Below are 26,237 nucleotides of genomic sequence, written 5' to 3'. Positions count from 1 at the left end.
AGGGGCCCCCAAATTGTGGCGAAGCCACAATTTGGGGTCAGACCTCCTCCCCGATCCGGTGCACTCGGATGGTGTTGGTCATACCGGCCACGCCGGGGGGGGTGCCGGCCACGACGACCACCAGTTCGCCGGGCTTGCAGCGCTCCAGCTGCAGCAGCGCGCTGTCGACCTGTCGCACCATCTCGTCGGTGCTGTGCGCGTACGGGACCAGGAAGGTCTCGACGCCCCACAGCAGCGCGAGCTGGCTGCGGACGGCGGGCACCGGGGTGAAGGCCAGCAGCGGGATGGGGCTGCGGTAGCGGGCGAGCCGGCGGGCGGTGTCCCCGCTCTGGCTGAAGGCCACCAGGTAGCGGGCGCCCATGACATTGCCGACGTTGGCGGCGGCCTCCGCCAACGCACCACCGACGGTACGCGGACGGGTACGCAGCGGTGGGAGCCGGCCCAGGTCCGTTTCGGCCGTCTCGATGATCCGGGCCATCGTGGACACGGCTTCGACCGGGTATTCACCGACGCTGGTCTCGGCCGACAGCATGATCGCGTCGGCGCCGTCGAGGACCGCGTTGGCGCAGTCGCTGGCCTCGGCCCGGGTGGGCCGGGGCGCATGCACCATCGATTCCAGCACCTGGGTGGCCACGATCACCGGCTTCGCGCGTTCGCGTGCCCAGGACACGCCACGCTTCTGGACCAGTGGCACGACCTGCAACGGCAGCTCCACCCCCAGGTCACCCCGGGCGATCATCAGACCGTCGAACGCCTCGACGATCTCTTCGAGCTGGTCGACGGCCTGCGGCTTCTCGATCTTGGCCAGGACGGGCAGGCGCACCCCGGCCTCGTCCATCACCGCCCGGACCTTCTCGACGTCGGCGGCCGAGCGGACGAAGGACAGGGCGATCATGTCGGCGGGCAGCCCGAGCCCGAAGCGGAGGTCCTTGGCGTCCTTGTCGGTCAGGGCGGGCACGCCGAGGGCCGCGCCCGGGATGTTCATCCCCTTGTGGTTGCTGACCGGGCCACCGACGATGACCGTGGTGTGGACGTCGGAGCCGGCGACCTCGACGACCTCGAGCACCAGCCGGCCGTCGTCGACGAGGATCCGGTCGCCCGCGGTGACATCGGAGGTCAGCCCGGAGAAGGTCGTCCCGACCCGGTGCTGGTCGCCGAGGATGTCGTCGGTCGTGATCGTGAACCGGTCGCCGGGGGCCAGGGTGACCGGGCCGGAGGCGAACTTCCCAAGCCTGATCTTGGGGCCCTGCAGGTCGATGAGGATGCCGACACTACGTCCGACCGCGTCGGAGGCGGCCCGGATCTGTTGGTAGGTCTGCGCATGCTGCTCATGGGACCCATGGGAGAGGTTGAGACGGGCGATGTCCATGCCGGCCTCGACCAGCTCCCGAATCTTCTCGGGCGAGCTGGTGGCCGGACCAAGTGTGCATACAATTTTCGCGCGGCGAGACACGAGACAAGCCTAGGAAATGACTCCGGTGGTCCGTACACCGCCCCCACTATCCGCTGGCCGACACCCGGAAAGTTTTCCATCCGCGGGAAAAAGGCCCTATTCCGTTTACCGGGGACGCCATGCGCACAGGTGGGCGTACCGGCACACCCGCCCCGCGCCGCCGCGGGAGGCGGGTGTGCCGGCCGGGCGGGCCCGCCCACGGCCGTCACGGCCGTCACGGACGGTGGGGCCGGCCGGGCCGAGCCGGGGAGTTCCCAGCTCACGGTGGGCGGGCGGCGGAGGGGAGCCCGGCGGCTCATCGCCGTCCCGCCGGTGGCATCGCCGTCGCGCCCCGCCGGGCGGGGAAGCAGAGACGAGCACGGACAGTAACTTAACAAGTGCCACGAGGATACCGGCTGACAGCTGGACGAACACAGCCTGTACGAACCGGCACGCGGCCGGCACCCGGCCGCCGCCCGGGCAGGCGTGCCGAACGGCCCTGGACGGCGGGCCGGAGGACCTGTGCGGGCAGCCCGGCCGGCTTCACCTGCCAGCCATACCTACCAAGCCATCCCAGCTGATGCCCCTGTGGGACGTGGGTGCGGGCTCCGGCAGCAGCGCATGCCTCCTACCAGCCATCCCGGCCGACACCCCCGACTACGGTGACCGGACGGTCACCATCCGGCGTTCCTCGGAACTGGCCGCATCGGAGCTGGTCTCGCTGTGGCGGGCCACGTCCTGGGTGGCGAACTGGGTGCGGTACAGCTCGGCGTACAGGCCGCCGCGGGCCAGCAGCTCGTCGTGCCGGCCGCTGTCGACCAGCCGGCCGTCCTCGATGACGAGAATCCGGTCGGCGTCCCGGACGGTCGACAGCCGGTGGGCGATCACGAGTGACGTCCGGCCGGCCAGCGCGGTGGCCAGAGCCTGCTGGACGGCGGCTTCGGACTCGCTGTCGAGATGGGCGGTGGCCTCGTCCAGGACGACGATCGACGGCTCCTTGAGCAGCAGCCGGGCGATGGCGAGGCGCTGCTTCTCCCCACCGGAGAGCCGGTAGCCGCGGTCGCCGACGACCGTGTCGAGGCCGTCGGGCAGCGCTCGCACGACGTCGCCGATCTGGGCGGCGTCCATGGCCGCCCACATCTGCTCGGGCGTGGCCGCCGGCCGGGCGTAGGTGAGGTTCGCCCGGATGGTGTCGTGGAAGAGGTGCGCGTCCTGGGTGACGACGCCCACGGCGTCCCGCAGCGACCGCAGGGTGAGCTCCCTCACGTCGTGGCCGCCGACCCGGACGGTGCCGCTGACCGCGTCGTACATCCGGGGCACCAGCTGGCTGATCGTCGTCTTGCCGGCTCCGGACGGCCCGACCAGCGCGACCATCTCCCCGGGCGCCACCCGGAACGACACCTGGTGCAGGACGGTCTCGGACGGCCGGTGGTCGAGCACCGCCACCGACTCCAGGGAGGCTAGCGACACCTCGTCCGCGGCCGGGTAACGGAAGCCGACGTCGTCGAACTCGACCGTGGCCGCGCCGGGCGGCAGGTCGGCCGCGCCCGGCCGGTCGGCGATCGCCGGGGTGAGGTCGAGCACCTCGAAGACCCGCTCGAAGGAGACCAGCGCGGTCATCACATCGACGTTGACGTTCGACAGCTGGGTCAGCGGGCCGTAGAGCCGCGACAGGTACGAGGTCAGCGCGACGACGGTGCCGACCTGAAGCGTGCCCTCGGCGGCGAACCGCCCGCCCACGCCGTAGACGATCGCGGTCGCCAGGGAGGCGACCAGGGTCAGCGAGACGAAGAAGATCCGGCCGTACATGGCCTGGGTGACGCCGATGTCACGGACCCGGGCGGCCCTGGCCGTGAAGCCGTCGTTCTCCCGGGCCGGGTGGCCGTAGAGCTTGGCGAGCATCGCCCCGGAGACGTTGAACCGTTCGGTCATCACCGTGTTCATCTCGGCGTTGAGCCCGTAGCTCTCCCGGGTGAGCGCGGCCAGCTTCGGCCCGAGCAGCCGCGCCGGGACGACGAAGACCGGCAGCAGCAACAGCGAGACGACCGTGATCTGCCAGGACAGCACGATCATCGCGGCGAGGACGAAGCCAACCGAGACGATGTTGGACAGGACCGAGGACAGCGTCCCGGTGAAGGCCGACTGGGCGCCGAGGACATCGTTGTTCAGCCGGGAGATCAGGGCACCGGTCTGGGTCCGGGTGAAGAACGCCAGCGGCTGGCGCTGGACGTGGTCGAACAGCCTGGCCCGCATGTCGAAGATCAGCCCTTCGCCGATGCGGGCGGAGAACCACCGTTGCGCGAGGGCCAGCAGCGCGTCGACGACGGCGATGAGCCCGACCAGCATGGCCAGCGCCTCCACGACGCCCACCCGGCCGGGGACGATGCCCTCGTCGATGATCGCCTTGTAGACCAGCGGGGTCGTCGCGCCGAGCGCGGCGCTGATGACGATCAGGATGAGGAAGCCGACGAGCATCCTCCGGTAGGGACGCGCGAACCCGACGATCCGGCGCAGGGTGCCCGGCCGCAGCTTCTGGTGGACGACCGAGCGGTCACGCTGGAAGGCCCGCGTGCTGACGCGCGGCCCGTCCTCGGCGAATCTCATCGGTGGACCCCCACATTCTGCTCATGCTTACATCGCAACACTGTAAGCGAAAGCAGACGAGGATCGTTCCCGTCACGGCCTCGGCCGGACGCGTCAGCCGGCTGCCCCGGCCGGTGCCGACGAGCAGCGCACCTGGGCGTCGCGCTCCGCACGTAGCTGATCCGCCACGGAAAGCTCGCGTCCGCGCAACAGCAACGCCTTGACCTCGACGGCCGTCTCGCGAGGGGCCGCGAGCAGGGCGGCGGCCAGTTCCTCCACGGCCCGGTCGAGTTCGGCGGGGGCGGCCAGCCGGTCCACCAGCCCCACCGCCTGCGCCTGTGCGCCGGAGAGCATACGTCCGGTCACGCACAGGTCCAGCGCGCGGCTGTAGCCGACCAGGTCGACCAACGCCCGGGAAACCCCCAGCGCCGGAACACCGCCATGACGCAGGCCGCCGAAGGACAGGTACGCGTCGTCACAGGCGATCCGCAGATCGCAGGCGAGCGCGAGATGCAGGGCGTCGACGGCGTACCCGCTGACGACCGCGACGCTGAACAGGTCAGGGCGCGACAACCAGCCGAGCGCGGCCTGCCATCCGGCGGCCGTCCCCGTGTCGCGGGGCGCCGCGTCGAGGCACCTCAAGTCGTGACGCGCCATATCGTGACACGCGGTGTCGCGGGACGCGGTGTCGCGGGACGCGGTGTCGCGGGACGTCAGGTCGCCCGTGGCCGGCCGTCGCGCGGCCACCCCAGCGTCGGACGGCCGGCCCGCGGGCCCGCCGTCGGCCGGCCGCTCCCCGCTCGTCCGGCCGCCAGCCGGTTGATCATCAGATGGCCGCTCCCCGGCCGCCGCGCGGTGGCCACCGCTGGACGGCGACGAGCCGCCAGCGATCCGAAGAATCACCAGCCGGACGCTGCCGGGCAGGGAGCGCCCGATACCGGCCAGCACGGTGGACAACGCGGCGGACGGGCTGGGCACGCGCCCAGCCGGTTCGCGCGCGACTGGTTCACGCACGGTTGGCTCGTGCGGTTCGCGCACAGTTGGCTGGCGCTCAGTTGACGCGTGCTCAGTTGACGCGTGCTCAGTTGACGCGTGCTCAGTTGACGCGTGCTCAGTTGACGCGTGCCCAGTTGGCACACGCACGGTGGCGTGGTCCTGACGATCGACGGCGATGGTCGCCCTCGGACCGTCGATCGTCAGCGCCAGACCGACCGCCGCCTGGTCGGCGACGGCCGGCACCGACATGATCAGGCGCTCTTCTTCTTGCTGCCCCGGGTGGCGCCGCCACGACCCCGCAGGGTCGTGCCGGACTCCGAGAGGATGCGGTGAACGAACCCGTACGAACGGCCCGACGACTCGGCGAGAAGACGGATGCTCTGCCCTGCCTCGTACTTCTTCCGAAGCTCTGATGCAAGCTTGTCGCGCTCCGCGCCGGTGATCCGGGTTCCTTTCCTAAGCTCGGCCAATGTGGCCCCCTCCGTGATAGATGATCTGCGAACCGATCTTCACTCAGTTGCGGTGAACGCGCCACTCGAAGCGCATGTGATCCATCACACGATCTCCTCGCAAGCTCGATCCCCCCAGGCGGATCTGTCAAGTCTTTCCCATCCACTCACCACAAGAACAACAACGACCACGCACCGGATCCGACCCATTTCCCGACACGACGGAGAGAAGCCGTGCTTATACCAACATCATGACAACGTCCACACTCTCTTGCCACTACCAGGCTCGACGGAAACTTTGGCGCGTAACGTCGGGCAGCGCCCCGGACCAGCGACGAACCAGCAGCGTGACGGTGGCGCGGCGCTGGCGCTACGGTGACGCGGGCGATGGCACGGACGATGGCGCGGTGGCGAAGTGGCACCGGCACCGCCGGACGCCACACTCGCTGAACGGCGTCCGCCGAACGGCGCCAGTGGCATCGACGAGCCTCTCGCGCGCCGCTCGAACAGCATGCCGCCACCCTGGTTACGGTGCATATGTGGTCATCACGCCGGAGGACCGGGCTCACCAGTCGGCATGCCCGCCGCCGGAAATGCCTCCGGCCGGCACCGGCACCGGGCGGCGCGCCACTTCCGCGCCACCCGTTCGTCCCCCGTCAACCGGGATCCGCCCGGCGGGCCGGCAACGATATGACCGTTTCTTTCCCACGCCCTGTCCGGCCCGCGTCCCCGGGCCACGCTGAAGGTGGCCGACGTTCCGATCACCGCCGCGCCGTCGGGCAGCGGGACGGGTGAAAACGGACGGCCGGGTATGCGGGAGCGCATGCGGAACCGGCCGTCCTCCGGTGGCGATTCCGCCCAGCCCGCGGAAATCGCGCTGTGGATCGTCACGATCGCCGGCTGCCTGGGGCTGGCCGCGCTGGCGCGTGCCACCGCCGGCCAGGGATGGAACCCGCTGCCGGCCATGTCCGGCGGGCTGCCGTTCACCGCGGGCCGGCGCCCCGGCGTCTCCCCGGCGTCCCTGTCCGCCCCGGCGGTGGCGGCCGTGGTCGCTGTCGCGGCCTGGCGCGGCGTCCACACCTGGCTGCGGTGGGTCCCGCTCCTCATTGCCAGCTATGTGGCCGCGTTGGGCTGGGCCGTGGCGCTGGCGGTGGGCAGTGCCCACCCGGGGGCGCTGGCGGTGGGCACTGCCCACCCGGGCCTGGCCGGCGCGCTCGCGGTCGGTGCGTCCACGGCCAGCGACGGGCACCTGCCGGACGGGCCGGCCGCCGCCGACGCCGGCCTGACGGCCCTGCTGCGGACGTTCACCGAGCACACCGGTGCCGGCGGCTACGGCGCGCGGGCCCACCCCCCGGGGCCGACGCTGCTGGTGTGGCTGCTCGCCCAGCTGGGGATCACCACGCCGATCGCCCTCGGTGCCGTCCTGACGGCGCTGGGCGCGGCCACGGTCCCGCTGGTGGCGGTCGCGGTCCGGTCGCTGTGCCATGAGACCGCCGCCCGCCGTCTCGTCCCGGTTCTGCTGCTGGCGCCCTGGGCGCTGTGGACGGCCGCGTCGGTGGACGCGGTGACCGCGGCCCTCGGCGCCGCGTTCGTCACGCTCGGGGTCGTCGGCTCCGAGCCGGGACGGCGGCTGTGGTGGGCGGCGGCGTGCGGCCTGCTCCTCGGCGTGGCCACGCTGTTCGACTACGCGATGCCCTGGCTTGGCGCGACGGTCGTCGCGGCGTACTTCGTCCGCCGCCGGCCGCTGCTCAACGTGATCACCGGTGGCTGTTTCCTGGTGCCGCTGTCGCTGCTGTCGCTGTGGGGGTTCTCCTGGCCGGACGGGCTGGCCGCGGCCCGCGCGCAGGCCGCCCACACGGCCGCGCAGGCCGGCCTGGCCGGCGCGGCGACACTTCCGGAGCCGCTCGCCCGGCTGCCGGTGGGGTTGGCGGTCGTGCTGGTCGCGTGCGGGCCGGTGATCATCCGGGCGGCCCGGCGGATCCGGCTCACGCCCGGCTGGCCGTTCCTGGTCGGCGCGGTCCCCGCGATTCTCTTCGGCATGCTGACGGGGCTTGCCGCCACGGCGCCGGAGCACTCCTGGCTGCCGTTCTACTGCTGGCTGGTGGTCCCGGCCCTGGCGCCGGACCCACGCCCGAACGGCCCGGGCGACACCGCCCGCGCCGGCCCCCTCCCGCTGGCCCTGACCACTGCCGGCGCCCTCACCGCGATCATCACCCAAGCCCTCCTCCCCACCACCCCACCCGTCCCGTGAGCCGCCCGCCCACGAGAACGAGGGAACAACCGGCTGCCAGAGCAGCCACCTACGTACTCGTTCCCACGGACGGGATGGGGGCGCGGGGCTGGTCAGTGGGCTGGCGGGGTGCTGGCCTGTGCCCTGGCGGGCTCTGCCGCGGCGGGCTCTGCCGCGGGTGGACGGAGGTCCGGCTCCAGGTAGATGCGGTGCGCGATGGGGACCGCGGCGCGCAGCCGGGACTCGGCGTCGTTGATCACGGCCGCGACAGCGGGCACGGTCAGCTCCACGTCCAGCACGATCTTCGCCGCGACGAGCAGCTCCTCCGGCCCCAGGTGCAGGGTGCGGATGTGGATGACGTCGGTGATGTGCGGGGAGTGCCCGAGGACGTCCCGGATAACCGCGACCGTCGCCGGGGCCGCCGCTTCCCCCACCAGCATCGCCTGGGTCTCCGCCGCGACGATGACGGCCACCACGAGCAGCAGGATCCCGATGGCGAGGGTGCCCGCGCCGTCCCAGATCGGGTCGTCGGTCACGAGGGTCAGGCCCACACCGCCCAGGGCGAGCAGGAGGCCGACCAGCGCGGCGAGGTCCTCCAGGAGCACCACCGGCAGCTCGGGGGCGCGGGCCGCGCGGATGAAGCCCCACCACGACGCGTCCCCCTTGACCTGCCGGGTCTCGTGGATCGCGGTCCGGAAGGAGAACGCCTCCAGACCGATCGCCACCAGCAGGACGACCACCGCCACCACGCCGTTGTCCAGATGGTGCGGGTGGCGCAGCTTCTCCACGCCCTCGTAGACGGAGAACAGCCCGCCCACGCTGAACAGCACGATCCCGACGAGGAAGCCGGCGATGTAGCGGGAGCGGCCGTAGCCGAAGGGGTGCTCCTCGTCGGCCGGCCGGGTGGCGCGCCGCCGGCCGAGCAGGAGCAGGCCCTGGTTGCCCGAGTCGGCGAGCGAGTGGATGGACTCGGCCAGCATCGACGACGACCGGGTGATGAGGAACGCGACGAGCTTCGCCAGCGCGATCCCCAGATTGGCCGCCAGCGCGGCTACGACCGCCCTGCTACCACCTTCCGCGCTCACACGACCACCTGACCCACCACTCCTCGACAGCTTCTCGACGATCTATCAACGATCTCCGGACGCTTCCCGGACGGTTATCAGATGGTGACGGCGTCCGATACGTCCCCGGCCAGTGTGCCAAGCCGGGCCGGTCACCCGCCCGCCGGCCATGATGACCGCGACCCGCGAGCCAGGACGATCACTGCCGCCGGCCCGCGCCGGACACACCGCCAGCCCACGCCGGACCGCGCCAGCCCCGGCCGGACTACGCCGGAGCTCCGCCGACCGGGCCGGACACACCGCCGGAGCGGGCCGCCCCGCGGGCCGCCGGTGACGTCTCAGGCCAGGGTGATCAGTTCGGCGAGGTCCGCCGACCAGGAGTCCTCGACGCCGTCCGGCAGCATCAGGACCTTGTCGGGCGCGAGCGCCTCGACCGCGCCGGGGTCGTGGGTCACCAGCACCACCGCCCCGCGGAAGGTGGCCAGCGCCGCCAGCACCTCGTCGCGGGACGCCGGGTCGAGGTTGTTGGTCGGCTCGTCCAGCAGCAGCACGTTGGCGGCGCTACACACCAGCCCGGCCAGGGCCAGCCGGGTCTTCTCCCCGCCGGAGAGGGTGCCGGCCGGCTGGTCGACGCTGTCCCCGCTGAACAGGAAGGCCCCGAGGATGCGGCGCAGCTCCACGTCCGAGGTGCCGGGTGCGGCCGCGCGCATGTTGTCCAGTACCGAGCGGTCGGTGTCGAGGGTCTCGTGCTCCTGGGCGTAGTAGCCCAGACGCAGCCCGTGACCGGGATGGACCTCGCCGGTGTCGGGGGTCTCGGCGCCGGCGAGGATCCGCAGCAGCGTGGTCTTGCCGGCGCCGTTGAGGCCGAGGACGACGACGCGCGCGCCGCGGTCGATGGCGAGGTCGACCCCGGCGAAGACCTCCAGCGACCCGTAGGACTTCGACAGCCCGGTGGCGGTCAGCGGCGTGCGCCCGCACGGCGCCGGGTCGGGGAAGCGCAGCTTGGCGACCCGGTCGGCGACGCGCACCTCGGCCAGGCCGGCGGCCAGCCGCTCGGCCCGGCGGTCCATCTGGTGGGCCGCGCGGGCCTTGGTCGCCTTGGCCCGCATCTTGTCCGCCTGGGCCTTGAGCGCGTCGATCTTCTTCTCGGCGTTGGCCCGCTCGCGGCGGCGGCGGCGCTCGTCGAGCTCCCGCTGGGACAGGTACGTCTTCCAGTTGACGTTGTAGACGTCCAGTGCGGCGCGGGTGGCGTCGAGGTAGAAGACCTTGTTCACGCAGCGGTCGAGCAGGTCGACGTCGTGGCTGACCACGACCAGCCCGCTGTCGTGGGAGCGCAGGAAGTCGCGCAGCCAGACGACCGAGTCGGCGTCGAGGTGGTTGGTGGGCTCGTCGAGCAGCAGGGTCGCCTGGTTGTCGCCGGCCCCGGCGAAGAGGATGCGGGCCAGCTCCACCCGGCGGCGCTGGCCACCGGAGAGCGTCTCGAGCTGCTGGGCGAGGACCCGGTCCGACAGCCCGAGCGCCGAGCAGATCCGGGCCGCCTCGGCCTCGGCCGCGTACCCGCCGAGCGTGCCGAAACGCTCCTCCAGCCGGCCGTAGCGGCGGATGGCCGTGTCGCGGGCGGCCTCGTCGACCAGCTCGGCCATTTCGACGTGCAGCTTCTCCATCTCGCGCAGCAACGCGTCGAGACCACGGGCAGAAAGAACGCGGTCGCGGACCGTATCGGACGGGTCGCCGCTGCGGGGATCCTGCGGCAGGTAGCCGAGCTCGCCGCGGACGTCCACCGTGCCGGCGAACGGCAGGGTCTCGCGGGCCAGCGTCTTCAGCAGCGTCGTCTTGCCGGCCCCGTTGCGTCCGACGAGCCCGATCCGGTCGCCGGGCTGGATGCGGAACGACACCGCCTCGATGAGGGTGCGGGCGCCCGCGCGCAGCTCGAGATCGGACGCAATGATCATTGGTGTACGTGGCCTTCCGGGAACGTCGACGAACGTGGAGCGATCGGCTACCGCCCTACCGGCAGCCGGTGACCGGCAACCGATTGCCGGTCACCGACCGACTGGTGCTGGCAACCGACAGCCGATGACAGCGAGGCGGCACCGCGCCGCCAGACCCATCGTCTCAGACTACGATCGCCCGATCTCGGACTACGGTTAGCCGTCTGGTACACATCTGTATCCATCCTGCAACCGACAGCCGGCGGCATGGTGATCATTTTTGTGCCACCAGGGCCGAAACGCCGTCATACGGCGGTAACACAGGCAACTTAGGCTCTCCGGATGTGGCGGACCTCTTCGAAGGGTATGCGTCCCAGGCCACGCAGGCCTGGGACGAGGTGTTCGAGGCCCCGGACACCCCCCGCCCGCTGTACGCCTCGCTCTACGACGCCCTCCGGCCGCTGAGCAGCAGCGACCTCGCCGCCCGCAAGGCCGCGCTCGACCGGGCGTTCCGGGACGCCGGGATCACCTTCAACCTCTTCGGCGAGGAGCGCCCCTTCCCGCTGGATCTCGTCCCCCGCCTGCTGGACAACTCCGAATGGGACGTCATCGAACGCGGGGTCACCCAGCGTGTCCGGGCGCTGGAGGCGTTCCTCGCCGACATCTACGGGCGGGCGGAGGTCCTGGCCGACGGGATCGTCCCCCGCCGGCTGGTGCTCTCCAGCGCGCACTTCCACCGCGCCGCGCACGGCATCGACCCGCCGAACGGGGTCCGCGCGCACGTCAGCGGCATCGACCTGATCCGCGACGAGCGGGGCGGCTTCCGCGTCCTCGAGGACAACGTGCGGGTGCCGTCGGGGGTCAGCTACGTGGTGGAGAACCGGCGGGCGATGACCAGGGTCTTCCCCGAACTGTTCGCCACCCACCGGGTGCGCCCGGTCGCGGACTACGCCACCCATCTGCTGCACGCGCTGCGGGCCGCCGCCCCGCCCGACGTCGCCGACCCGACCGTGGTCGTGCTGACACCGGGGGTGTACAACTCGGCGTACTTCGAGCACGCCCTGCTCGCCCGGCAGATGGGCGTCGAACTCGTCGAAGGACGGGATCTGACGGTACGCAACAACAACGTCACCATGCGCACGACAGAGGGCGACCGGCCCGTCCACGTCGTCTACCGCCGGATCGACGACGACTGGCTGGACCCGCTGCACTTCCGCCCCGAGTCGGTGGTTGGCTGCGCCGGGCTGCTCAACGCCGCCCGGGCGGGCCGGGTCACCATCGCCAACGCGGTCGGCAACGGGATCGCCGACGACAAGCTGATGTACACCTACGTCCCCGACCTCATCCGGTACTACCTCGGCGAGGAACCGGTCCTGGCCAACGTCGACACCTACCGGCTGGAAGACCCCGACCAGCGCGACCATGTGCTCGGCCACCTCGACGAGCTCGTGCTCAAGCCGGTGGACGGCTCCGGCGGCAAGGGCATCGTCATCGGCGAGCAGGCGTCCGCGGCGGAGCTCGGCGTGTTACGGCTGAAGATCGAAGCCGACCCGCGTGGCTGGATCGCCCAGCGGATCGTGCGGCTGTCGACCTCGCCCACGCTCGCCGGTGACCGGCTGGGGCCACGGCATGTGGACCTGCGCCCGTTCGCGGTCAACGACGGCCGCCGGGTGTGGGTGCTGCCGGGCGGGCTGACCAGGGTCGCGCTGCCGCGCGGCAGCCTCGTGGTCAACTCCAGCCAGGGCGGCGGCTCCAAGGACACCTGGGTGCTGGCCTCGCCGGAGTCCAGCCGGGAGAGCATCTCCCCGCGCACCCGGCCGCCGGGCAACGTCCCGCAGGTCGCCGACGGCCCCGACGTCGGCCCGTTCCCCTCCTGCGACCAGCAGCAACAACAGCAACAACAGCGGGAGGGACGGCAGCCGCAACCACCCCCAGGGCGGCCACAACACCGGCCGGGGCAGCCACGGCGACAGGAGCCGGGGCAGCCATGGCAGGGGCAGCCATGGCAGAGGCAGGAGCGGCAAGGGCAGCGGCAGGAGCCGCGGTGGGACCAGTCGGAACACGGACAGCCACGGCCGGAGACCATCGGTGACCAGGCCCGCCGCCTGAACGGGCCGGCCGCATGCTGAGCCGCATCGCCGAGTCGCTGTTCTGGATCGGCCGCTACTCCGAGCGCGCCGAGCACACCGCCCGCATCCTCGACGTCCACGTCCAACGGGTGCTGGAGGACCCGTGGCTGGACGAGACCTCGGCCGGCCGGGAGCTGCTGGCCGTCATGGGCATGCCCGCGCCCGACGACGCCGCCGCCGCGGACTCACGGCAGGTCACCGAACTGCTCGCGTTCGACCCGGCCAACCCGTCCAGCATCACCGGCGCGGTCGGCGCGGCCCGGGAGAACGCCCGCGGCGCCCGCGACGTCATCTCCAGCGAGGTCTGGGAGTGCCTGAACGCGACCTGGAACGACCTGCCGCACTCCGAGGAGCTCGCGCGCCGCCTCGGCCCGCACGTGTTCTTCCGCTACATCAGGGAACGGACGGCGATGCTCGCCGGCCTGGTCGACGCCACCCTCGCCCGCGACGACGGCTGGCGCTTCCTCATCCTCGGGCGCAGCCTGGAACGGGTCGACATGACCGCCCGGCTGCTGTCGTCGAGCATCAGCGAGGATCCCGCGTCCCAGAGCTGGGTGAGCCTGCTGCGCTCCTGCGGGGCGCACGAGGCGTACCTGCGGACCTACCGGCGGGCCGTGGACGCCGCGCGCGTCGCCGAGTTCCTGCTGCTGGACAGGCTGTTCCCACGGTCGGTGTACTGGTCGCTGTCGATGGCCGAGCAGATCCTCGCCGAGCTCGACGGCACCCGCCGCGAGGCCCGGTTCACCGTGGACGACATGGCCCGCCGCATCGTCGGCCGGGCCCGCACCGAACTTGAGTTCCGCAGCGTGGACGAGCTGGTCGACGACATGCCCGACCTGCTGGTGTCGCTGCAACGCACCTGCTCCACCGTCAGCGAGGCAGTCACGCACCGCTACTTCGCCCGCAACGCCCCCCGCTCCTGGACGATCGAGGTACCAGCATGACGACGGGTGAGAGCGGAGCCGGCATGATGGCTGGCCGGGGCCGGGCCGGTGTGGCGGCGGGCCGGGGTGGGGCCGGCGGGCGAACGGAGGCGCGGCGGTGAGCTGGCAGATCCGGATCGAGCACTCCACCGGCTACCGGTACGCGGCCCCGGTGATCTCCTCGTACAACGAGACCCGGATCATCCCGCAGACCGCCGCCGGCCAGCTCACCCTGGAGGCCACCGTGCGCACCGAGCCGACGGCGGCCACCTACCGTTACTGGGACTACTGGGGCACGCAGGTCACCGCGTTCGACCTGCACACCCCGCACACCGAGCTCGTCGTCACCGGCCGCTCGGTGGTACGCACCGCCCCCGCCCGGCCGGGACCGAGCGACGGACCGGACTGGCAGGCCCTCGCCGACGGGTCGATCACGGACCGCTTCGTCGAGTTCATCCGTCCGAGCCGCTTCACCACGGACCATCCGGAGCTCGCCGAGACGGCCCGCGAACTCGCCGCGCGCCACACCCCGGCCGAGTTCGTCCCGGCTGTCGGCGAATGGGTCCGGCAGCGCCTGACCTACCGGCCCGGCACGACCGGCGTGCACACGTCCGCGGTGGACTCCTGGCAGCAGGGCGAAGGCGTCTGCCAGGACTTCGCCCACCTGGCTCTGGTGCTGCTGCGGGCCGTTGGCCTACCGGCCCGGTACGTCTCCGGCTACCTGCACCCGTCCACGGACGCCACGATCGGCGAGACCGTCGTCGGCCAGAGCCACGCGTGGGTGGAGGGCTGGCTCGGCGACTGGTGGGGCTTCGACCCGACCAACGGCGTCCCCGCCGGGCAGCAACACGTGGTCGTGGCCCGCGGCCGGGACTACAACGACGTCCCGCCCCTCCTCGGCGTCTACTCCGGCGGCGCATCGACCTCCCTGGGCGTAACCGTAGCCGTCACCCGCCTGAGCTAGCCCGCTTCGCTTCCCGTGGGCATCTTCACCCACACGGACCAGCCCCCAGCAGACCCCCTCCCACACCGCCGCCGGCACCCCCACCAGTCAAGATCCAAAAAGACCCCAACGCCGCGTCAGATCACACGATTGAGTGTGTAAGTGGCTGCTGTGGCAGCCACCTGTCCCCTCGTTGTCATGATCGTGTTCGTGAGTGGGCTGGTGAGTGCGAGGGCTATGTGGGCCACGACGTCGTCGGGGTGGTCACGGACGGCGAAGGACGGGAAGCGTAGGACGCGGTCGCCGGCGAGGGTCAGCTCGTTGCCGCGGGCGAGGTCGGCCAGCCAGGTGCGGGGGTCGAGATGGCCGGTGCCGTCGATCTCCACTGTCAGGCGGGCGTGTTCCCAGTGGGCGTCCAGATACCAGCGTCCGCTCGCTCGCTGCCGGGCCACCTGCCGGTCCGGCAGCGGTATGGACGCCGCGCGCAGCGCGCGGACGAAACGCAGTTCGGGCAGCGAATGGGAGCCGCCCTCGACGTCGGCGAGGGTTTCACTGATGAGACGCCGCCATCTGACCCGGACAAGCCGGTCGAGGACGGCCCGCAGCCGTGCGGCGGTTGTCAGCCGTTGCTGGACGCCGGCGGCCAGCAACGCTCTGGCCGCGTCCTCGCTGGTCGCGGTCGACGCCATGTCGAGCAGCGCGTGTTCGATACGCATGCGGTGTGGACGCACGGCCGGGAGGATGCCGTCGGCGCCCAGGCCGCGGCGGCGATGGACCCGTACGCCGGGGACGGCAGGCGCCTGGTGCGCGTTCGGCACGCTGACGTGGATCGTTCTTGACGGGAAGCCCTGCAGCCCGCCCAGCTCGGCGGCGGTGGCATGGCTGAGTACCGCATCGGCTCCCGCGTGCAGTACGGCCGCCCACCGCGTCTGCGGTGGGGAGAGCGGGCCACTGTGGGTGACGAGCACCCGTAGGTGCACCCGTTGCCAGGCGCCGGTCACGAGCCGATGGCGGACGGCCGGCCGGCCGAGGGCACGAACCGCCACTTCCAGCCGTACGACACCATCCTGATCAAGGAGGATGTCTCTCCATGTGTCGGGCATTTCCTGACTGTGCATCTCGGCCACCCCTGTGGATAACATTCGTCCACAGGGGTGATATCTACTAATATAGAAGGTTTTCAACTGGTGCCATGTCGGCCTGAACTGGCCCTGGTCGTCGTGTCCGGGCGATTCCGAGGCAACGCCGCCGGACCGCTTGAGCGCGGCGGACGGGCGGACGGGCCGGCGGACGGGCTGACGGGCTGACGGGCTGACGGGCTGACGGGCTGACGGGCTGACGGGCTGACGGGCTGACGGGCTGACGGGCTGACGTTGGCCGGCGTGGCACCGTCTGGCCAGTTTTGGCTGGCGGCTCAGTCGGCCTGTGCTGTGTCGCTGGGTGGGAGGGCGGTGACGAGCCGCAGGGAGCCATGGAATTCGGGCTGGTGTCGTAACGCACCGTAGTGGCGATCCCAGGTGCCTGACTCGAGGTCGTGGCGCAGTCGGGCGACCGCGCGTTCGGCGATGTCGGCGTCGACGAAGCCCCACACGGACTGGGAGCGGCGCACCGCCGGGTCGAGGAACGCCTCCGGGCGGGCGTAGTACGCCTCGGTGAACCCGTCCACGCAGTCGATCGGCACCGGGACCGGGGTCACCGTGCTCGCGCCGCCGAGGACGGCACGGATGTGCCCGATGGCCGGGTAGCGTGGCCGGTCGGCCGCGATGAGCTGCGGAATGTAGTCAGCCAGCCAGAACTGGTCGAGGGTGTCGCCGTCGAAGGTGAGCACGACGACCGGTCCGCGGCTGACCCGGCGCATCTCCCGCAGCCCGCGGTCGGGGTCGGCCCACTGGTGGACCGTCACGGTGGCCATGGCCGCGTCGACGCTGCCGTCGTCGAACGGCAGTTCCTCGGCGGTCGCGTCGATCGCGGGGGCAAGGTGACGCGGCCGTTGGGAGCGCATCGCCGCGGACGGCTCGACCGCGACGACGTGGCGGTCAGCCGGTTCGTAGGAGCCCGCGCCGGCGCCCACGTTGAGCACGGTCCGGGCATCGCCGAGCGCAGCATGGATCAGGGCCGCGATACGCGGATCGGTACGGCGCCGCCGAGCGTAGCCGTCACCGTGCGCCTCATAGTCAAAATCCCCTGCACCCCCCGCAGCCCGAGTACTCCCACCAGAATCTCCCGCCACGTCGCCCCCACCCACGAGCCCGATCACACATCCTGACCTGATCAGGATATTGAGATCGAGGGAGCAGCCACTCACGCACGTGCTGTCATGATCCCTTTTCCCTCGCCGGTCAAGGAGTGGCGGGAAAAGGAAGCCTGGGGAAAGGGAGGGGGCTGCGCCGGCGTCGGCTTCGGCTTCGACGCCTCGAGACCGAGGCGGTCACAGTAACGAGAGAGCAAGTGGCTGCTACAGCAGCCACTTACATACTCGTTACCCGGCGCGGGCGGGACATCGGGAGGGCCTGCCAGGAGACGGAGGGCGGCGGCGACAGGGGCGGGGGCTGCCGGGCGGGGGATGATCGCGGGAGACCGGAGCGAGCAGGTCGAGCTGATGAGCAGGGCCAGGCCGAGCAGGGCCAGGCCGAGCAGGGCGAGCCGGTGAGAGGGTGGGAGCAGGGGGATGCCGGATCGGGAGTAGCGGCACTCAGCGAAGTGGGAGTCGACGAACCCGCACATGGGTCGCGCTGAGCGATACGACGACGCCCTGTTCGAGGTCGGCTTCTAGCGCAGGCAGGTTGGCCAGCAGCAGGGCGGCTTGCGCGTCCGGCTTGAGCTGGTCGCCGGACCGGAGCAGGACGAGCGAGGGAGCGGTGCCACGACTGAGCGCGAGCAGAGTGGTGAAATCGCTGTCGGCGGAGATGATCGAACGCCCCTCGGTGACGGCGAACGCGCTGACCTCGGTGTCTGGAGAACCGCCAAGCTCGTGCTCGAGGACGTGCGTCGCGTCGATGCCCTTGTCGCGCAGCAGCTCGGCGACCCGTGGCGAGAGGTTCTCGTCGACGAGGATCCTCATGCGGCGATGAACGGGCGCTCCTGCGGCATCGTCTCCGCGGCGAACGCGAGAGCCGCGAGCACGTCGTCGCGCGTGAGTGACGGGTAGTCGGCGAGCAGCTCATCGACCGTCGAGCCAGCCGCGAGCTGGCCCAGCACCGCGGACACGGTGATTCGGGTACCGCGAATCGTCGGTGCGCCCGCCATGATGGCGGGGTCGGCGGTGACGCGGCCGGCGGTGGTCATGGCTGGGAGTCTACCGGCGGACCTTCCGAGCCGGTGGCCCGATGATCGTCGGGCTGTTCAGCCCGGACGGGAGACCGCTCGCCGGTGGCGACGGGGCGGGTGGGGTCGGAGGACCAGGCTGACCAGGAGCCGGGGAAGAGGGCGGCGTCGATGCCGGCCACGGCGAGCGCGGCGATCTGGTGGGCGGCGGTCACCCCGGAGCCGCAGTAGACCCCGACCGGCCGCGCGTCACCGGCGCTGGCACCGGCACCGAGCGCGGTGAAGCGGGCGCGCAGCAGGTCCTCGGACAGGAAGCGCCCGCCGCCGTCCAGGTTCTCCCCGGTCGGCGCGCTGACCGCGCCGGGGATGTGCCCGGCGCGCGGGTCGACCGGCTCCACCTCGCCGCGGTAACGCTCCGGCGCGCGGGCGTCGAGCAGGACGCCGGTGCCGGCCAGGTGGGCGGCGGCGTCGGCGTCGAGCACCGGCAGGTGCCCGGCGGTGAGCTCGACGTCCCCGGGCGCCGGGACGGTCTCGCCGGTCTCGAGCGGGAAGCCGGCCTCCCGCCAGGCGGTCAGGGCACCGTCGAGGATGCGCACGTCGGTCACGCCCGCCCAGCGCAGCAGCCACCATGCCCGGGCCGCCGACTGCCCGCCGTTGTCGTCGTAGACCACCACCGGCCGCCCGGCGGTCAGCCCCCAGGCCCGGGCCGAGCGTTGCAGCGCGGCGATGTCGGGGAGCGGGTGCCGGCCGGCGGTCCCGCCCGGCGTGGCGGCGAGCTCGGTGTCGAGGTCGACGTAGACCGCGCCCGGCAGATGACCGTCCCGGTGGTGCTCGCGGCCGTGCGGATCACCGAGAGCCCAGCGGACGTCGAGCAGCAGCGGTGGCGCGGCCGACGACAGTTCGTCGTGCAGCTGCTTGGCATCGACGAGCACCACCGGCCGGCCGGAGCGGCCGGACTGGTTGGAGCGGTCGGAATCGCCGTGCCGGGAGCCGGACTGGTCGGCGGGTTCGCCGACCGTCCCGCCAGTTTCACCGATCGTCCCCGTGTGTTCGCCAGCCGTCACAGTGGACTCACCAACCGTCACGATATCTTCACCTTCCGCAATAGACTGTTCGCTGAATGCCACAGAAGGTTTATCGGTCGCCCCGGCGGCTTCGCCCGCGCTTGCCGGGGCGTGGCCCGCCGACGCCAGCAGGGCGGCGAGGTCGGCCTGGCCAAGGCCGCCGGGAGGTGTCCCGGTCAGCGACGCCGTGGCGATCCGCTGCTGCACCCCGGCGTTGACCGGCGCGTCCAGGCCGTGCAGGCGGGCGAGCAGCACGATCTCGCCGTTGAGGAAGTCCGACTCGACCGAGCCGCCGCGGGCCAGGCTCTGCCAGGTGGAGCTGCCCTGCCGCTGATGGCCGGGGATGTCGTGCACGACCAGTTGGGACAGGTCGAGGCCACCGTCCGTCTGCACGTCGGCGGCTTCGATGCCGGCGGCGGCGAACACCGCCCGAGCCTCGTCCACCAGCGCGGCCGACGCGGTGTCGCGCAGCTCGCTGGGCGCGTAGAGCGCGTCGAGGTTGTAGGCCAGGTTGCCGAGCAGCTTGCCGGCCTTCCAACGGGCGATGTCCGCGACCACCTGGACGGCGAAGGAGGCCCGGCGCAGCTCGGCCGCGACGCGCTCCACGGCCGGGTCCACCACCGGGTTCGTCACCGTCGGGCCCGGCTCGACCGGGTCGCTCCCCCGCGGCACGCGGCCGGCACGGCCGAGGTAGAAGGCGCCGGCGATCGGCGCGCCCGGGGAGATCACCTCCGCCGGCCGCAGGTGCGAGGACGGGATGATGACCACCGCGTCGATCACCGTGGCGAACCGCCGCAGCGCCGTCCGGGCGTTGTCCAGGCCGTTCTGCAACAGCAGGACCGGCAGCACCTCCGCGGCTGTGCGCACGCTGCCGTGCACGTCCACCGGGCGCCACGCCCACTGCTGCAGCAGCGCTTCGGAGTCCTGCGACTTGCTGGCGAGCACCAGCACGTCGTCCGCGCGCAGGTCGACCTCGTCCGGGCCGCCTGCGACCTCAAGCGCGACCCGCCGGTCGCCGTCCGGCCGGATGTAGCGCAGGCCCTGGGATCGCAACACCTCGAGGTTCGCACCCCTGGCCACCGCGACGACCGCGATCCCGGCGCCGTCCAGTTGCGCGGCAACGGTCGCGCCCACCGCGCCGGCCCCGATGACTACGTACCTGCCGCTGATGGCACTACCTTCCTTTCGCACGGGCCCTTCACGAGCCTGTCACAGGCCTGTCGCAGGCTTTTCGTACGGGCATTCGACAGGAAGCCCGAACGGGAATCCGCCCGGGAACCTCCGATGGACACCTGTTGCCGTGCCTGACGGATGTTCGGTCGGACGGATGTTCGGTCGGACGGGCGGCGCCCGGACGACCACCAGTCACCAGACCAACCACCATCCATCAGACACGGCCTACGGTGTCAACGGGGTCTCCGCCGATCCCGGACGGATCCTCTCCGGTCCCGGTGGGGCCGGAGCTACTCCGGTCCCACCGGAATCCCGTCCGTTCCCGGCGGCGGGATCCTCGCCGGTGCTCCCTCCGGTCGGGCGGCCGCGGCCAGCGCGGCGGCGAACCGTTGCCCGGGGATGGCGCCGAGCAGCTCACGGGTGTGCTCCTGCTCGGGCGCGGCGAACACGGCCGCGGCCGGGCCGCTCTCGACGATCCGGCCGCGGCGCAGCACGGCGACCTCGTGCGAGAGCTGGGCGACGACCGCCAGGTCGTGGGAGATGAAGAAGTAGCTGACCCCGAGCTCCCGCTGAAGCCCGGTGAGCAGCCCCAGGATCTGGTCCTGCACGGAGACGTCGAGCGCGGAGACGGGCTCGTCGAGGAAGACCAGCTCGGGCCCGAGCGCGAGCGCCCGGGCGATCGCCACCCGCTGGCGCTGCCCGCCGGAGAGCTCCCGCGGCCTGCGGTCACGGAAATCCGCCGGCAGGGCGACCTGGTCGAGCAGCTCACGAACCCGGACGGCCCGGCTGGCCCGGTTGCCGACCCGGAAGGAGACCAGCGGTTCGGCGATGCTCTCCTCGACGCTGAACCGCGGGTCCAGCGAGGAGTACGGGTTCTGGTGCACGAGCTGGAACCGCCGGCGCAGCGGCCGCAGCTGCGACCAGCCGGCGGCGGTGATGTCCTTCCCGTCCAGGAACACCCGTCCGCTGGTGGGCTTGTCCAGGGCCATGGCGATGCGCAGCGCGGTGGTCTTGCCCGAGCCGGACTCGCCGACCAGGCCCAGGGTCTGCCCGGCCCGCACCGAGAGCGTGACGTCCTCCAGCGCCCGGAAGACCCGGTCGCCGCCGGACGTCCTGGGCAGGCGGAAGTCCTTGGTGACGGCCTCCAGCCGTAGGATCTCCGGCGCCGGGGCGACCTCGGTGAAGCGGGGGACGACCTGCCCGGAGTGCGACAGCGCCGGGGCGGCCTCGATGAGGTGCCGGGTGTACGGGTCGCGGGGGGCGAGCATGATCGATTCCGGATCGCCGCGCTCGACCACCCGCCCGTGCTGCATGACGACCACCCGGTCGGCGCGGTCGGCGGCGACCCCGAGATCGTGGGTAATGATCAGCAGGGAGGTGCCCGTCTCGGCGACGAGACGCCCGAGATGGTCGAGGATCGTGCGCTGCACGGTGACGTCCAGCGCGCTCGTCGGCTCGTCGGCGACGATGAGGCGGGGATGCCCGGCCAGCGCGATGGCGATGAGCACCCGCTGCCGCATGCCACCGGAGAGCTCGTGCGGGTACTGCCGGGCGCGCAGCACCGGCTCGTCCAGCCCGGCCCGTTCCAGGGCCTCGACCACCTCGGCGGGCACCAGCCGCCTGTCCACGCCGCGCCGGCGGACGGCCTCGGCCACCTGGCCGCCGACGCGCATCGTCGGGTTGAGACCGACCATCGGATCCTGCGGGACGAGCCCGACGACGCTGCCGCGGACCGCCCGCAGGGTGCGTTCCCGGGCCGTGGTGATGTCGGTGCCGGCCACCCGGATCGAACCCGCGACGACCTGCCCGTTGGCCGGCAGCAGCCCCAGGATGGCGTTGGCGGTGGTGGTCTTGCCCGAGCCGGACTCGCCGACGATGGCCACGGTCTCGCCGGGCGCGATCGTAAGGTCCAGGCCGTCGACCGCGAGGGCCGTCCGCCCCCGGCTGCGGTAGCCGACCGACAGCCCGGCCAGCTCCACGATGTTCGCGCCGGCCCCCTCGCCCGCTGCGCCCCCGGTCCGCCGCGTCGCTCCCTCGGCTCCCCCGGCTCCCTCGGCTCCCTCGGCTCCCTCGCGCGCCTCATTTCCGGTCCGCTGCGTCGCTCCCTCGCTCCGCAGCTGCCCGGCTGCGCCGGGCGACGACTCCGCTCGCTCGGCTCCCTCGCTCACGGGCGCACCTCCTCGAGAGTCCGGGCGACGTGGTTGAGGCCGAACACGACCAGGCCGACGAACAGGCCCGGCAGCAGCGACAGCCATGGGCTGGTGACCAGGTAGTTACGGCCGCTGGAGATCAGCGTCCCCCACTCGGCGGCGGGCGGCGGGGCCCCGAAGCCCAGGAAGCTCAGCGAGGAGATGCTCAGCACGGCGGTGCCGAAGTCGAGGATGGCCAGCACCATCACCGGGCCCCACGAGTTCGGCAGGACATGGCGCCACATCACCCTGAGCCATGAGGCGCCGCCGGTGCGGGCGGCCTCGACGTACGCCTGCCCCTTGACCCGGAACACCTCCGCCCGGGTCGTGCGCGCGAACCCGGGCACGATGCCCACCGAGACGGCTATCGCCACCGGCAGCGTCCCGAAGCCCAGCGCGGTGACAATCGCCAGCGCCAGCAGGAGCAGCGGCAGCGCGAGCGCGACGTCGACCGTGCGCATGAGCAGGCTGTCGATCCACCCGCCCAGGAACCCGGCTATGACCCCGATGGCCAGCCCGGCCACGACCGCGATCAGCACGGCTCCCCCGGTGGCCCTGATCGTCAGGGCCGAGCCGTGGAGGACCCGGGAGAACAGGTCCCGGCCCAGTTCGTCGGTGCCGAAGAGATGCTCCAGCCCTGGCCCGCGCAGCTTCTCCGCCGGCGCGGTCGCGGTCGGGTCGTACGAGGTGAACAGCCCGGGGAACAGCCCCGAGACCACGACGAACACGATGAACGCGGCGGCGAGGACGAACCCCGGCCGGCGCAGGAACGGCCGTGCCACCTCGTATGCCGCGGCCGCGGGCCGCCGGAGGCGCCCACCCGCCGGATGCCGTTCGCCAGGGCGGCCGTCGCCGGTGTCCGTCCAGCCAGGGCCGTTCCCGGCGTCGGGGCCGCTCCCGGCATCGGGGCGGGAGCCGGCGCTGGCGCTGGCATCGTCCGCGGCCGGCACCGGGAGCACGGCGGACGCGGGTACCGGGGCCGAGGGGGCGCCCACGGCAGCCTGCCCCGGGCCTTTGACCAGGATGTTCTCGGACATGATTCCTGCCTCAGTGACCCTAGGTGACCCGGGCCGTGTGGGCGACGCGAGGGTCGAGGAACGAGTAGAGCAGGTCGACGACCAGATTGACCGCGACGAAGATCGCCGCTGCGATGACGATGACGGCCTGGACGACGGGCACGTCCTGGCCGAGGACGGCCTGCTGGGCCAGCTGGCCGATCCCGTTGCGGGAGAAGACGGTCTCGACGACGACCGCGTTGGTCACCGTGTAGCCGACGAGCACGCCCAGCAGGGTGAGCGCGGGCAGGGCCGCGTTGCGGAACGCGTGCCGCAGCTGGACCGCCCAGCGCGACAGCCCCTTGGCCCTGGCGGTGACGATGTACGGCTCCTGCCAGGTGTCGCCGAGGCTGCGGATGAGCACCTGGGCGAGCATCGCCGACCCGGGAAGCGCCAGGGTGACCGCCGGCAGCACCACGCTGCGCCATCCTTCGGTGCCCCTGGCCGGCAGCCAGCCGAGGGAGAAGGCGAACACCTGGATGAGCAGCAGCCCGACGAAGAACGTCGGCAGCGAGATGCCCACGGCGGGCAGCCGCCGCAGCAGCACCCGGGCCGGGAGCCACTGGACGTACGAGGCCAGGTAGGCCAGCCCGACGCCGAACACCAGGAACAGCCCGACGGAGACCAGGGCCAGCACGATCGTCGAGGGCAGCCGGTCGGAGACGAGGGTGCCGACGGAGACGTTCTGGGTGAGCGACATGCCGAAGTCGAGGTGCAGGGCGTCCCACAGCCGGCCGAAGTACTGCGTGAGCACGGGCTCGTCGAGCCCGTACCGTGCCTCCATGGAGTGCAGCTGGCCCGGGGTGAGCTGGCTGACGTCGACCCCGCCGGCGGCGAGCTGCAGGGTGACCGGGTCGCTCGGCAGCACGTGCAGGATGACGAAGGTGACCGTGTAGGCCGCCCAGAGCACCAGCAGTGCCTGGGCGAGCCTACCGGCGAGATATCTGAACATCACGGCCGTCGGGTCACTTCGACAGCCAGATGTCGTTGGCGCGCAGGAAGCTCTCGGAGGTCCAGGCGAACCCGTGGACCTTGTTCGACAGCCCGGCCACCTGCACCCGGTCGTAGGTCGGGAAGACGACCCCGTGGTCGATCAGGTAGTCCTGCAGATCCTTGTAGGCCGCGGCGCGCTGGGCGGGGTCGATCGTGTTCAGCCCGCGGGCGAACAGCTTGCTGACCTCGGCGGCCGTGGCGTCGTCCTGGGAGTACACGGTGGCGTAGTTCTTCGTGACGGCCCGGTCGAGGGTCGAGCCGAGCACGCTCGGGTCACCCCGGGTCAGGTAGCTGCCCGCGAGGTCGAACTCGCCGGCGGTGGTCAGCTGGGTGAGCTGCGCGCTGGTGACGACCTTGAGCTGCAGGTCGATGCCGCTCTTCTTGAGCTGGTCCTGGAGCAGCTGCTCGCCGGGGGTCGAGGCGGTGATGAGGTAGGTCAGCGTCAGCTTCCGGCCGTCCTTGTAGCGGTAGCCGTCCGGGCCCTTGGCCCAGCCGGCGCTGTCCAGCAGCGCGGCCGCCCCGGCCGGGTCGTGGGCGAGCTTGGCGGACAGGTCCGCCGCGTACGGCGTCGTCGAGTCGTACGGCCCCTTCACCACCGGGTAGCTGTCCCAGTACACGGTGGACGCGTAGCTCTTCAGGTCGATCGCCTTGTACAGCGCCTGGCGCACCTTCAGGTCGGCCAGCGGGCCGCCCCTGTTGACGTTGGGCACGATCTGCGCGCTGATGCCGGGCAGGGAGCGGGTCTCGATGACGCCGTTCGCGGCCTTGATGATCTCCTGGTCGGCGGAGGTGATCGGCAGCCGCGGCCAGGCGACGTCGATGGTGCCGGTGGTCAGGCTGCCGACCCGGACGCTGTCCTCGGTGATGTAGCTGACGTCGATGCCGTCGAGGTACGCGTCACCCTTGTTCTTCACCAGCGCGCTCGGCCACGCGTAGCCCGCGCGCCGGCTGAGCCTGGCCGCCTTGGCGGCGGTGTAGCTGTCGAGCACGAACTGCCCCGAGCCGATGACCTTGCCCGCGCAGCGGGCCTCGGCGGTCTCCTTGTAGGTGGCCGGCGAGAGGACCGCCAGGGTGGTGGTGGACGTCGCCTGCAGGAACGCCGCGTTGGGCACCTTGAAGTTCACCTTCACCGTCTGCGGGTCGACGACGGTCGACGACTCGTAGCCGGCGAGGTAGGTCACGCCCAGGGTCGACTTGGCGCCGAGGTCGCGCACCCCGTCGAAGGCCGTCTTCACCGCGGACGCGTCGAGCGGCGTGCCGTCGCTGAAGGTGACGCCCTTGCGCAGGGTGAAGGTGTATTCCCGGGCGTCCGGGCTGACCGTCCAGCTCGTGGCGAGCCACGGGACGATCTCACCGGTGGCGGGGTCCTGGTCGGTCAGCGAGTCGGCGAAGTTGCGGTCGATGCTGCGGCTTTCGATCCAGTACACCTGGTTGGGGTCGATGCAGCCCTGGAAGTCCGCCCAGAAGGCGATCTTCAACCGGCCGCCCGGCACGGGCTGTGCGTTGTCGGCGTTCGTGCCGCTCCCGCCGTCCCCGCCGCCACAGGCGGCCAGGAAGGCGACGGTGAGGAGGGAGACGGTCGCCGCCCGCCAGCCGTGGCCACCGCCGCTCCTGTTGTTCCCGCTGGTGTTCCCGTCGGTGTTCCCGCCGGCGTCCTCGCCATTTCGGCGACGCCACAATATGGCCATCAGGTCGTGACTCCCAGAGTTGTTTTCCGTGAACAGGCCGGGTGGATTCCAGAGCTCCTGGAACCGGTCAGAAAAGAACGTTCGTTATGGCAGCGGCGCCGGGAACGGGGACGCGGATGCCGGGTACCGGG

Annotated in this window: 20 protein-coding genes; 5 read left to right on the top strand and 15 right to left on the bottom strand. The window is 71.9% G+C overall.

The window, feature by feature from the left end:
• Window positions 1-37 precede the first annotated feature (37 nt).
• The 3 genes from pyk to NBX02_RS08330 form a co-directional block, all read right to left on the bottom strand.
• Entirely contained in the window at window positions 38-1,453 is a 1,416-nt protein-coding gene (pyk, locus tag NBX02_RS08340) for a pyruvate kinase (RefSeq protein WP_250282663.1), read from the bottom strand.
• A gap of 636 nt (window positions 1,454-2,089) precedes the next feature.
• Complete coding sequence (locus NBX02_RS08335; RefSeq protein WP_250290756.1) at window positions 2,090-4,036, bottom strand: ABC transporter ATP-binding protein; 1,947 nt, start codon at window positions 4,034-4,036, stop codon at window positions 2,090-2,092.
• A 93-nt stretch (window positions 4,037-4,129) separates the two neighbouring features.
• The gene (locus tag NBX02_RS08330) at window positions 4,130-5,029 is read right to left on the bottom strand and encodes an enoyl-CoA hydratase/isomerase family protein (RefSeq protein ID WP_250290755.1); all 900 of its coding nucleotides are present in this window, start codon (window positions 5,027-5,029) and stop codon (window positions 4,130-4,132) included.
• Window positions 5,030-5,031: 2 nt separating this feature from the next.
• Between NBX02_RS08330 and NBX02_RS23010 the strand changes: the two genes are divergently transcribed.
• Window positions 5,032-5,262 (top strand): pentapeptide repeat-containing protein, encoded by a 231-nt coding sequence (locus NBX02_RS23010; protein ID WP_445548320.1) that lies wholly within the window; start codon window positions 5,032-5,034, stop codon window positions 5,260-5,262.
• Here NBX02_RS23010 and NBX02_RS08325 read toward each other — a convergent pair whose 3' ends face one another.
• Window positions 5,263-5,481, bottom strand: a complete 219-nt coding sequence (locus NBX02_RS08325; protein WP_013873150.1) for a helix-turn-helix domain-containing protein — start codon at window positions 5,479-5,481, stop codon at window positions 5,263-5,265.
• Between the two features lie 790 nt (window positions 5,482-6,271).
• On the opposite strand from NBX02_RS08325, the gene NBX02_RS08320 reads away from it, so the two are divergent.
• A complete protein-coding gene (locus tag NBX02_RS08320; protein WP_250290754.1) occupies window positions 6,272-7,711 on the top strand; it encodes a hypothetical protein in 1,440 nt (479 codons plus the stop codon).
• A 92-nt stretch (window positions 7,712-7,803) separates the two neighbouring features.
• Here NBX02_RS08320 and NBX02_RS08315 read toward each other — a convergent pair whose 3' ends face one another.
• Both NBX02_RS08315 and NBX02_RS08310 read right to left on the bottom strand, forming a co-directional pair.
• Window positions 7,804-8,775 (bottom strand): cation diffusion facilitator family transporter, encoded by a 972-nt coding sequence (locus NBX02_RS08315; RefSeq protein ID WP_250290753.1) that lies wholly within the window; start codon window positions 8,773-8,775, stop codon window positions 7,804-7,806.
• 317 nt (window positions 8,776-9,092) lie between these two features.
• On the bottom strand, window positions 9,093-10,706 hold the full coding sequence (locus NBX02_RS08310; protein WP_250282672.1) for an ABC-F family ATP-binding cassette domain-containing protein: 1,614 nt from the start codon (window positions 10,704-10,706) through the stop codon (window positions 9,093-9,095).
• A 323-nt stretch (window positions 10,707-11,029) separates the two neighbouring features.
• On the opposite strand from NBX02_RS08310, the gene NBX02_RS08305 reads away from it, so the two are divergent.
• The 3 genes from NBX02_RS08305 (at window position 11,030) to NBX02_RS08295 (ending at window position 14,701) form a co-directional block, all read left to right on the top strand.
• Window positions 11,030-12,814: a circularly permuted type 2 ATP-grasp protein gene (locus NBX02_RS08305; protein ID WP_250290752.1), complete on the top strand. Its 1,785-nt coding sequence runs from the start codon at window positions 11,030-11,032 to the stop codon at window positions 12,812-12,814.
• Window positions 12,808-13,758 carry an alpha-E domain-containing protein gene (locus NBX02_RS08300; RefSeq protein ID WP_250290750.1) on the top strand — a complete coding sequence of 317 codons (951 nt, stop codon included), beginning with the start codon at window positions 12,808-12,810 and terminating at the stop codon, window positions 13,756-13,758. Before NBX02_RS08305 ends, NBX02_RS08300 begins: the two co-directional genes overlap by 7 nt.
• 97 nt (window positions 13,759-13,855) lie before the next feature.
• A complete protein-coding gene (locus tag NBX02_RS08295; protein ID WP_250290749.1) occupies window positions 13,856-14,701 on the top strand; it encodes a transglutaminase-like domain-containing protein in 846 nt (281 codons plus the stop codon).
• 116 nt (window positions 14,702-14,817) lie between these two features.
• On the opposite strand, the gene NBX02_RS08290 is transcribed toward NBX02_RS08295, so the two are convergent.
• From NBX02_RS08290 to NBX02_RS08250, 9 genes are all read right to left on the bottom strand, one after another.
• Window positions 14,818-15,726, bottom strand: a complete 909-nt coding sequence (locus NBX02_RS08290) for a DUF559 domain-containing protein (RefSeq protein WP_250290748.1) — start codon at window positions 15,724-15,726, stop codon at window positions 14,818-14,820.
• Window positions 15,727-16,094: 368 nt separating this feature from the next.
• On the bottom strand, window positions 16,095-16,910 hold the full coding sequence (locus NBX02_RS08285) for a class I SAM-dependent methyltransferase (protein WP_445548321.1): 816 nt from the start codon (window positions 16,908-16,910) through the stop codon (window positions 16,095-16,097).
• A gap of 462 nt (window positions 16,911-17,372) precedes the next feature.
• Window positions 17,373-17,741 carry a DUF5615 family PIN-like protein gene (locus tag NBX02_RS08280; protein WP_250285866.1) on the bottom strand — a complete coding sequence of 123 codons (369 nt, stop codon included), beginning with the start codon at window positions 17,739-17,741 and terminating at the stop codon, window positions 17,373-17,375.
• On the bottom strand, window positions 17,738-17,965 hold the full coding sequence (locus NBX02_RS08275) for a DUF433 domain-containing protein (protein WP_250285867.1): 228 nt from the start codon (window positions 17,963-17,965) through the stop codon (window positions 17,738-17,740). Before NBX02_RS08275 ends, NBX02_RS08280 begins: the two co-directional genes overlap by 4 nt.
• The gene (locus NBX02_RS08270) at window positions 17,962-20,178 is read right to left on the bottom strand and encodes a rhodanese-like domain-containing protein (protein WP_250285870.1); all 2,217 of its coding nucleotides are present in this window, start codon (window positions 20,176-20,178) and stop codon (window positions 17,962-17,964) included. Before NBX02_RS08270 ends, NBX02_RS08275 begins: the two co-directional genes overlap by 4 nt.
• Window positions 20,179-20,471: 293 nt before the next feature.
• Window positions 20,472-22,160 carry a dipeptide ABC transporter ATP-binding protein gene (locus tag NBX02_RS08265; RefSeq protein ID WP_250285871.1) on the bottom strand — a complete coding sequence of 563 codons (1,689 nt, stop codon included), beginning with the start codon at window positions 22,158-22,160 and terminating at the stop codon, window positions 20,472-20,474.
• Between the two features lie 185 nt (window positions 22,161-22,345).
• On the bottom strand, window positions 22,346-23,407 hold the full coding sequence (locus NBX02_RS08260; RefSeq protein ID WP_250285868.1) for an ABC transporter permease: 1,062 nt from the start codon (window positions 23,405-23,407) through the stop codon (window positions 22,346-22,348).
• A gap of 19 nt (window positions 23,408-23,426) precedes the next feature.
• Window positions 23,427-24,377: an ABC transporter permease gene (locus tag NBX02_RS08255; protein WP_250285869.1), complete on the bottom strand. Its 951-nt coding sequence runs from the start codon at window positions 24,375-24,377 to the stop codon at window positions 23,427-23,429.
• Window positions 24,378-24,390: 13 nt separating this feature from the next.
• On the bottom strand, window positions 24,391-26,106 hold the full coding sequence (locus NBX02_RS08250; protein ID WP_250290745.1) for an ABC transporter substrate-binding protein: 1,716 nt from the start codon (window positions 26,104-26,106) through the stop codon (window positions 24,391-24,393).
• Between the last annotated feature and the right edge of the window lie 131 nt (window positions 26,107-26,237).

It is taken from the genome of Protofrankia sp. CiP1_Cm_nod1 (genome assembly GCF_920888515.1).
Lineage (GTDB): Bacteria > Actinomycetota > Actinomycetes > Frankiales > Frankiaceae > Protofrankia.
Note: the sequence above shows the minus strand (reverse complement) of the source record. Positions and strands in the feature narration are given on the sequence as shown.

Bases quoted from the DNA above. Each gene is read 5' to 3' on its own strand.
- NBX02_RS08260 (WP_250285868.1), bottom strand. From the start codon at position 23,407: ATGTCCGAGAACATCCTGGTCAAAGGCCCGGGGCAGGCTGCCGTGGGC.
- NBX02_RS08280 (WP_250285866.1), bottom strand. From the start codon at position 17,741: ATGAGGATCCTCGTCGACGAGAACCTCTCGCCACGGGTCGCCGAGCTG.
- NBX02_RS08300 (WP_250290750.1), top strand. From the start codon at position 12,808: ATGCTGAGCCGCATCGCCGAGTCGCTGTTCTGGATCGGCCGCTACTCC.
- NBX02_RS08275 (WP_250285867.1), bottom strand. From the start codon at position 17,965: ATGACCACCGCCGGCCGCGTCACCGCCGACCCCGCCATCATGGCGGGC.
- NBX02_RS08320 (WP_250290754.1), top strand. From the start codon at position 6,272: ATGCGGGAGCGCATGCGGAACCGGCCGTCCTCCGGTGGCGATTCCGCC.
- NBX02_RS08255 (WP_250285869.1), bottom strand. From the start codon at position 24,377: ATGTTCAGATATCTCGCCGGTAGGCTCGCCCAGGCACTGCTGGTGCTC.
- NBX02_RS08335 (WP_250290756.1), bottom strand. From the start codon at position 4,036: ATGAGATTCGCCGAGGACGGGCCGCGCGTCAGCACGCGGGCCTTCCAG.
- NBX02_RS08310 (WP_250282672.1), bottom strand. From the start codon at position 10,706: ATGATCATTGCGTCCGATCTCGAGCTGCGCGCGGGCGCCCGCACCCTC.
- NBX02_RS08250 (WP_250290745.1), bottom strand. From the start codon at position 26,106: ATGGCCATATTGTGGCGTCGCCGAAATGGCGAGGACGCCGGCGGGAAC.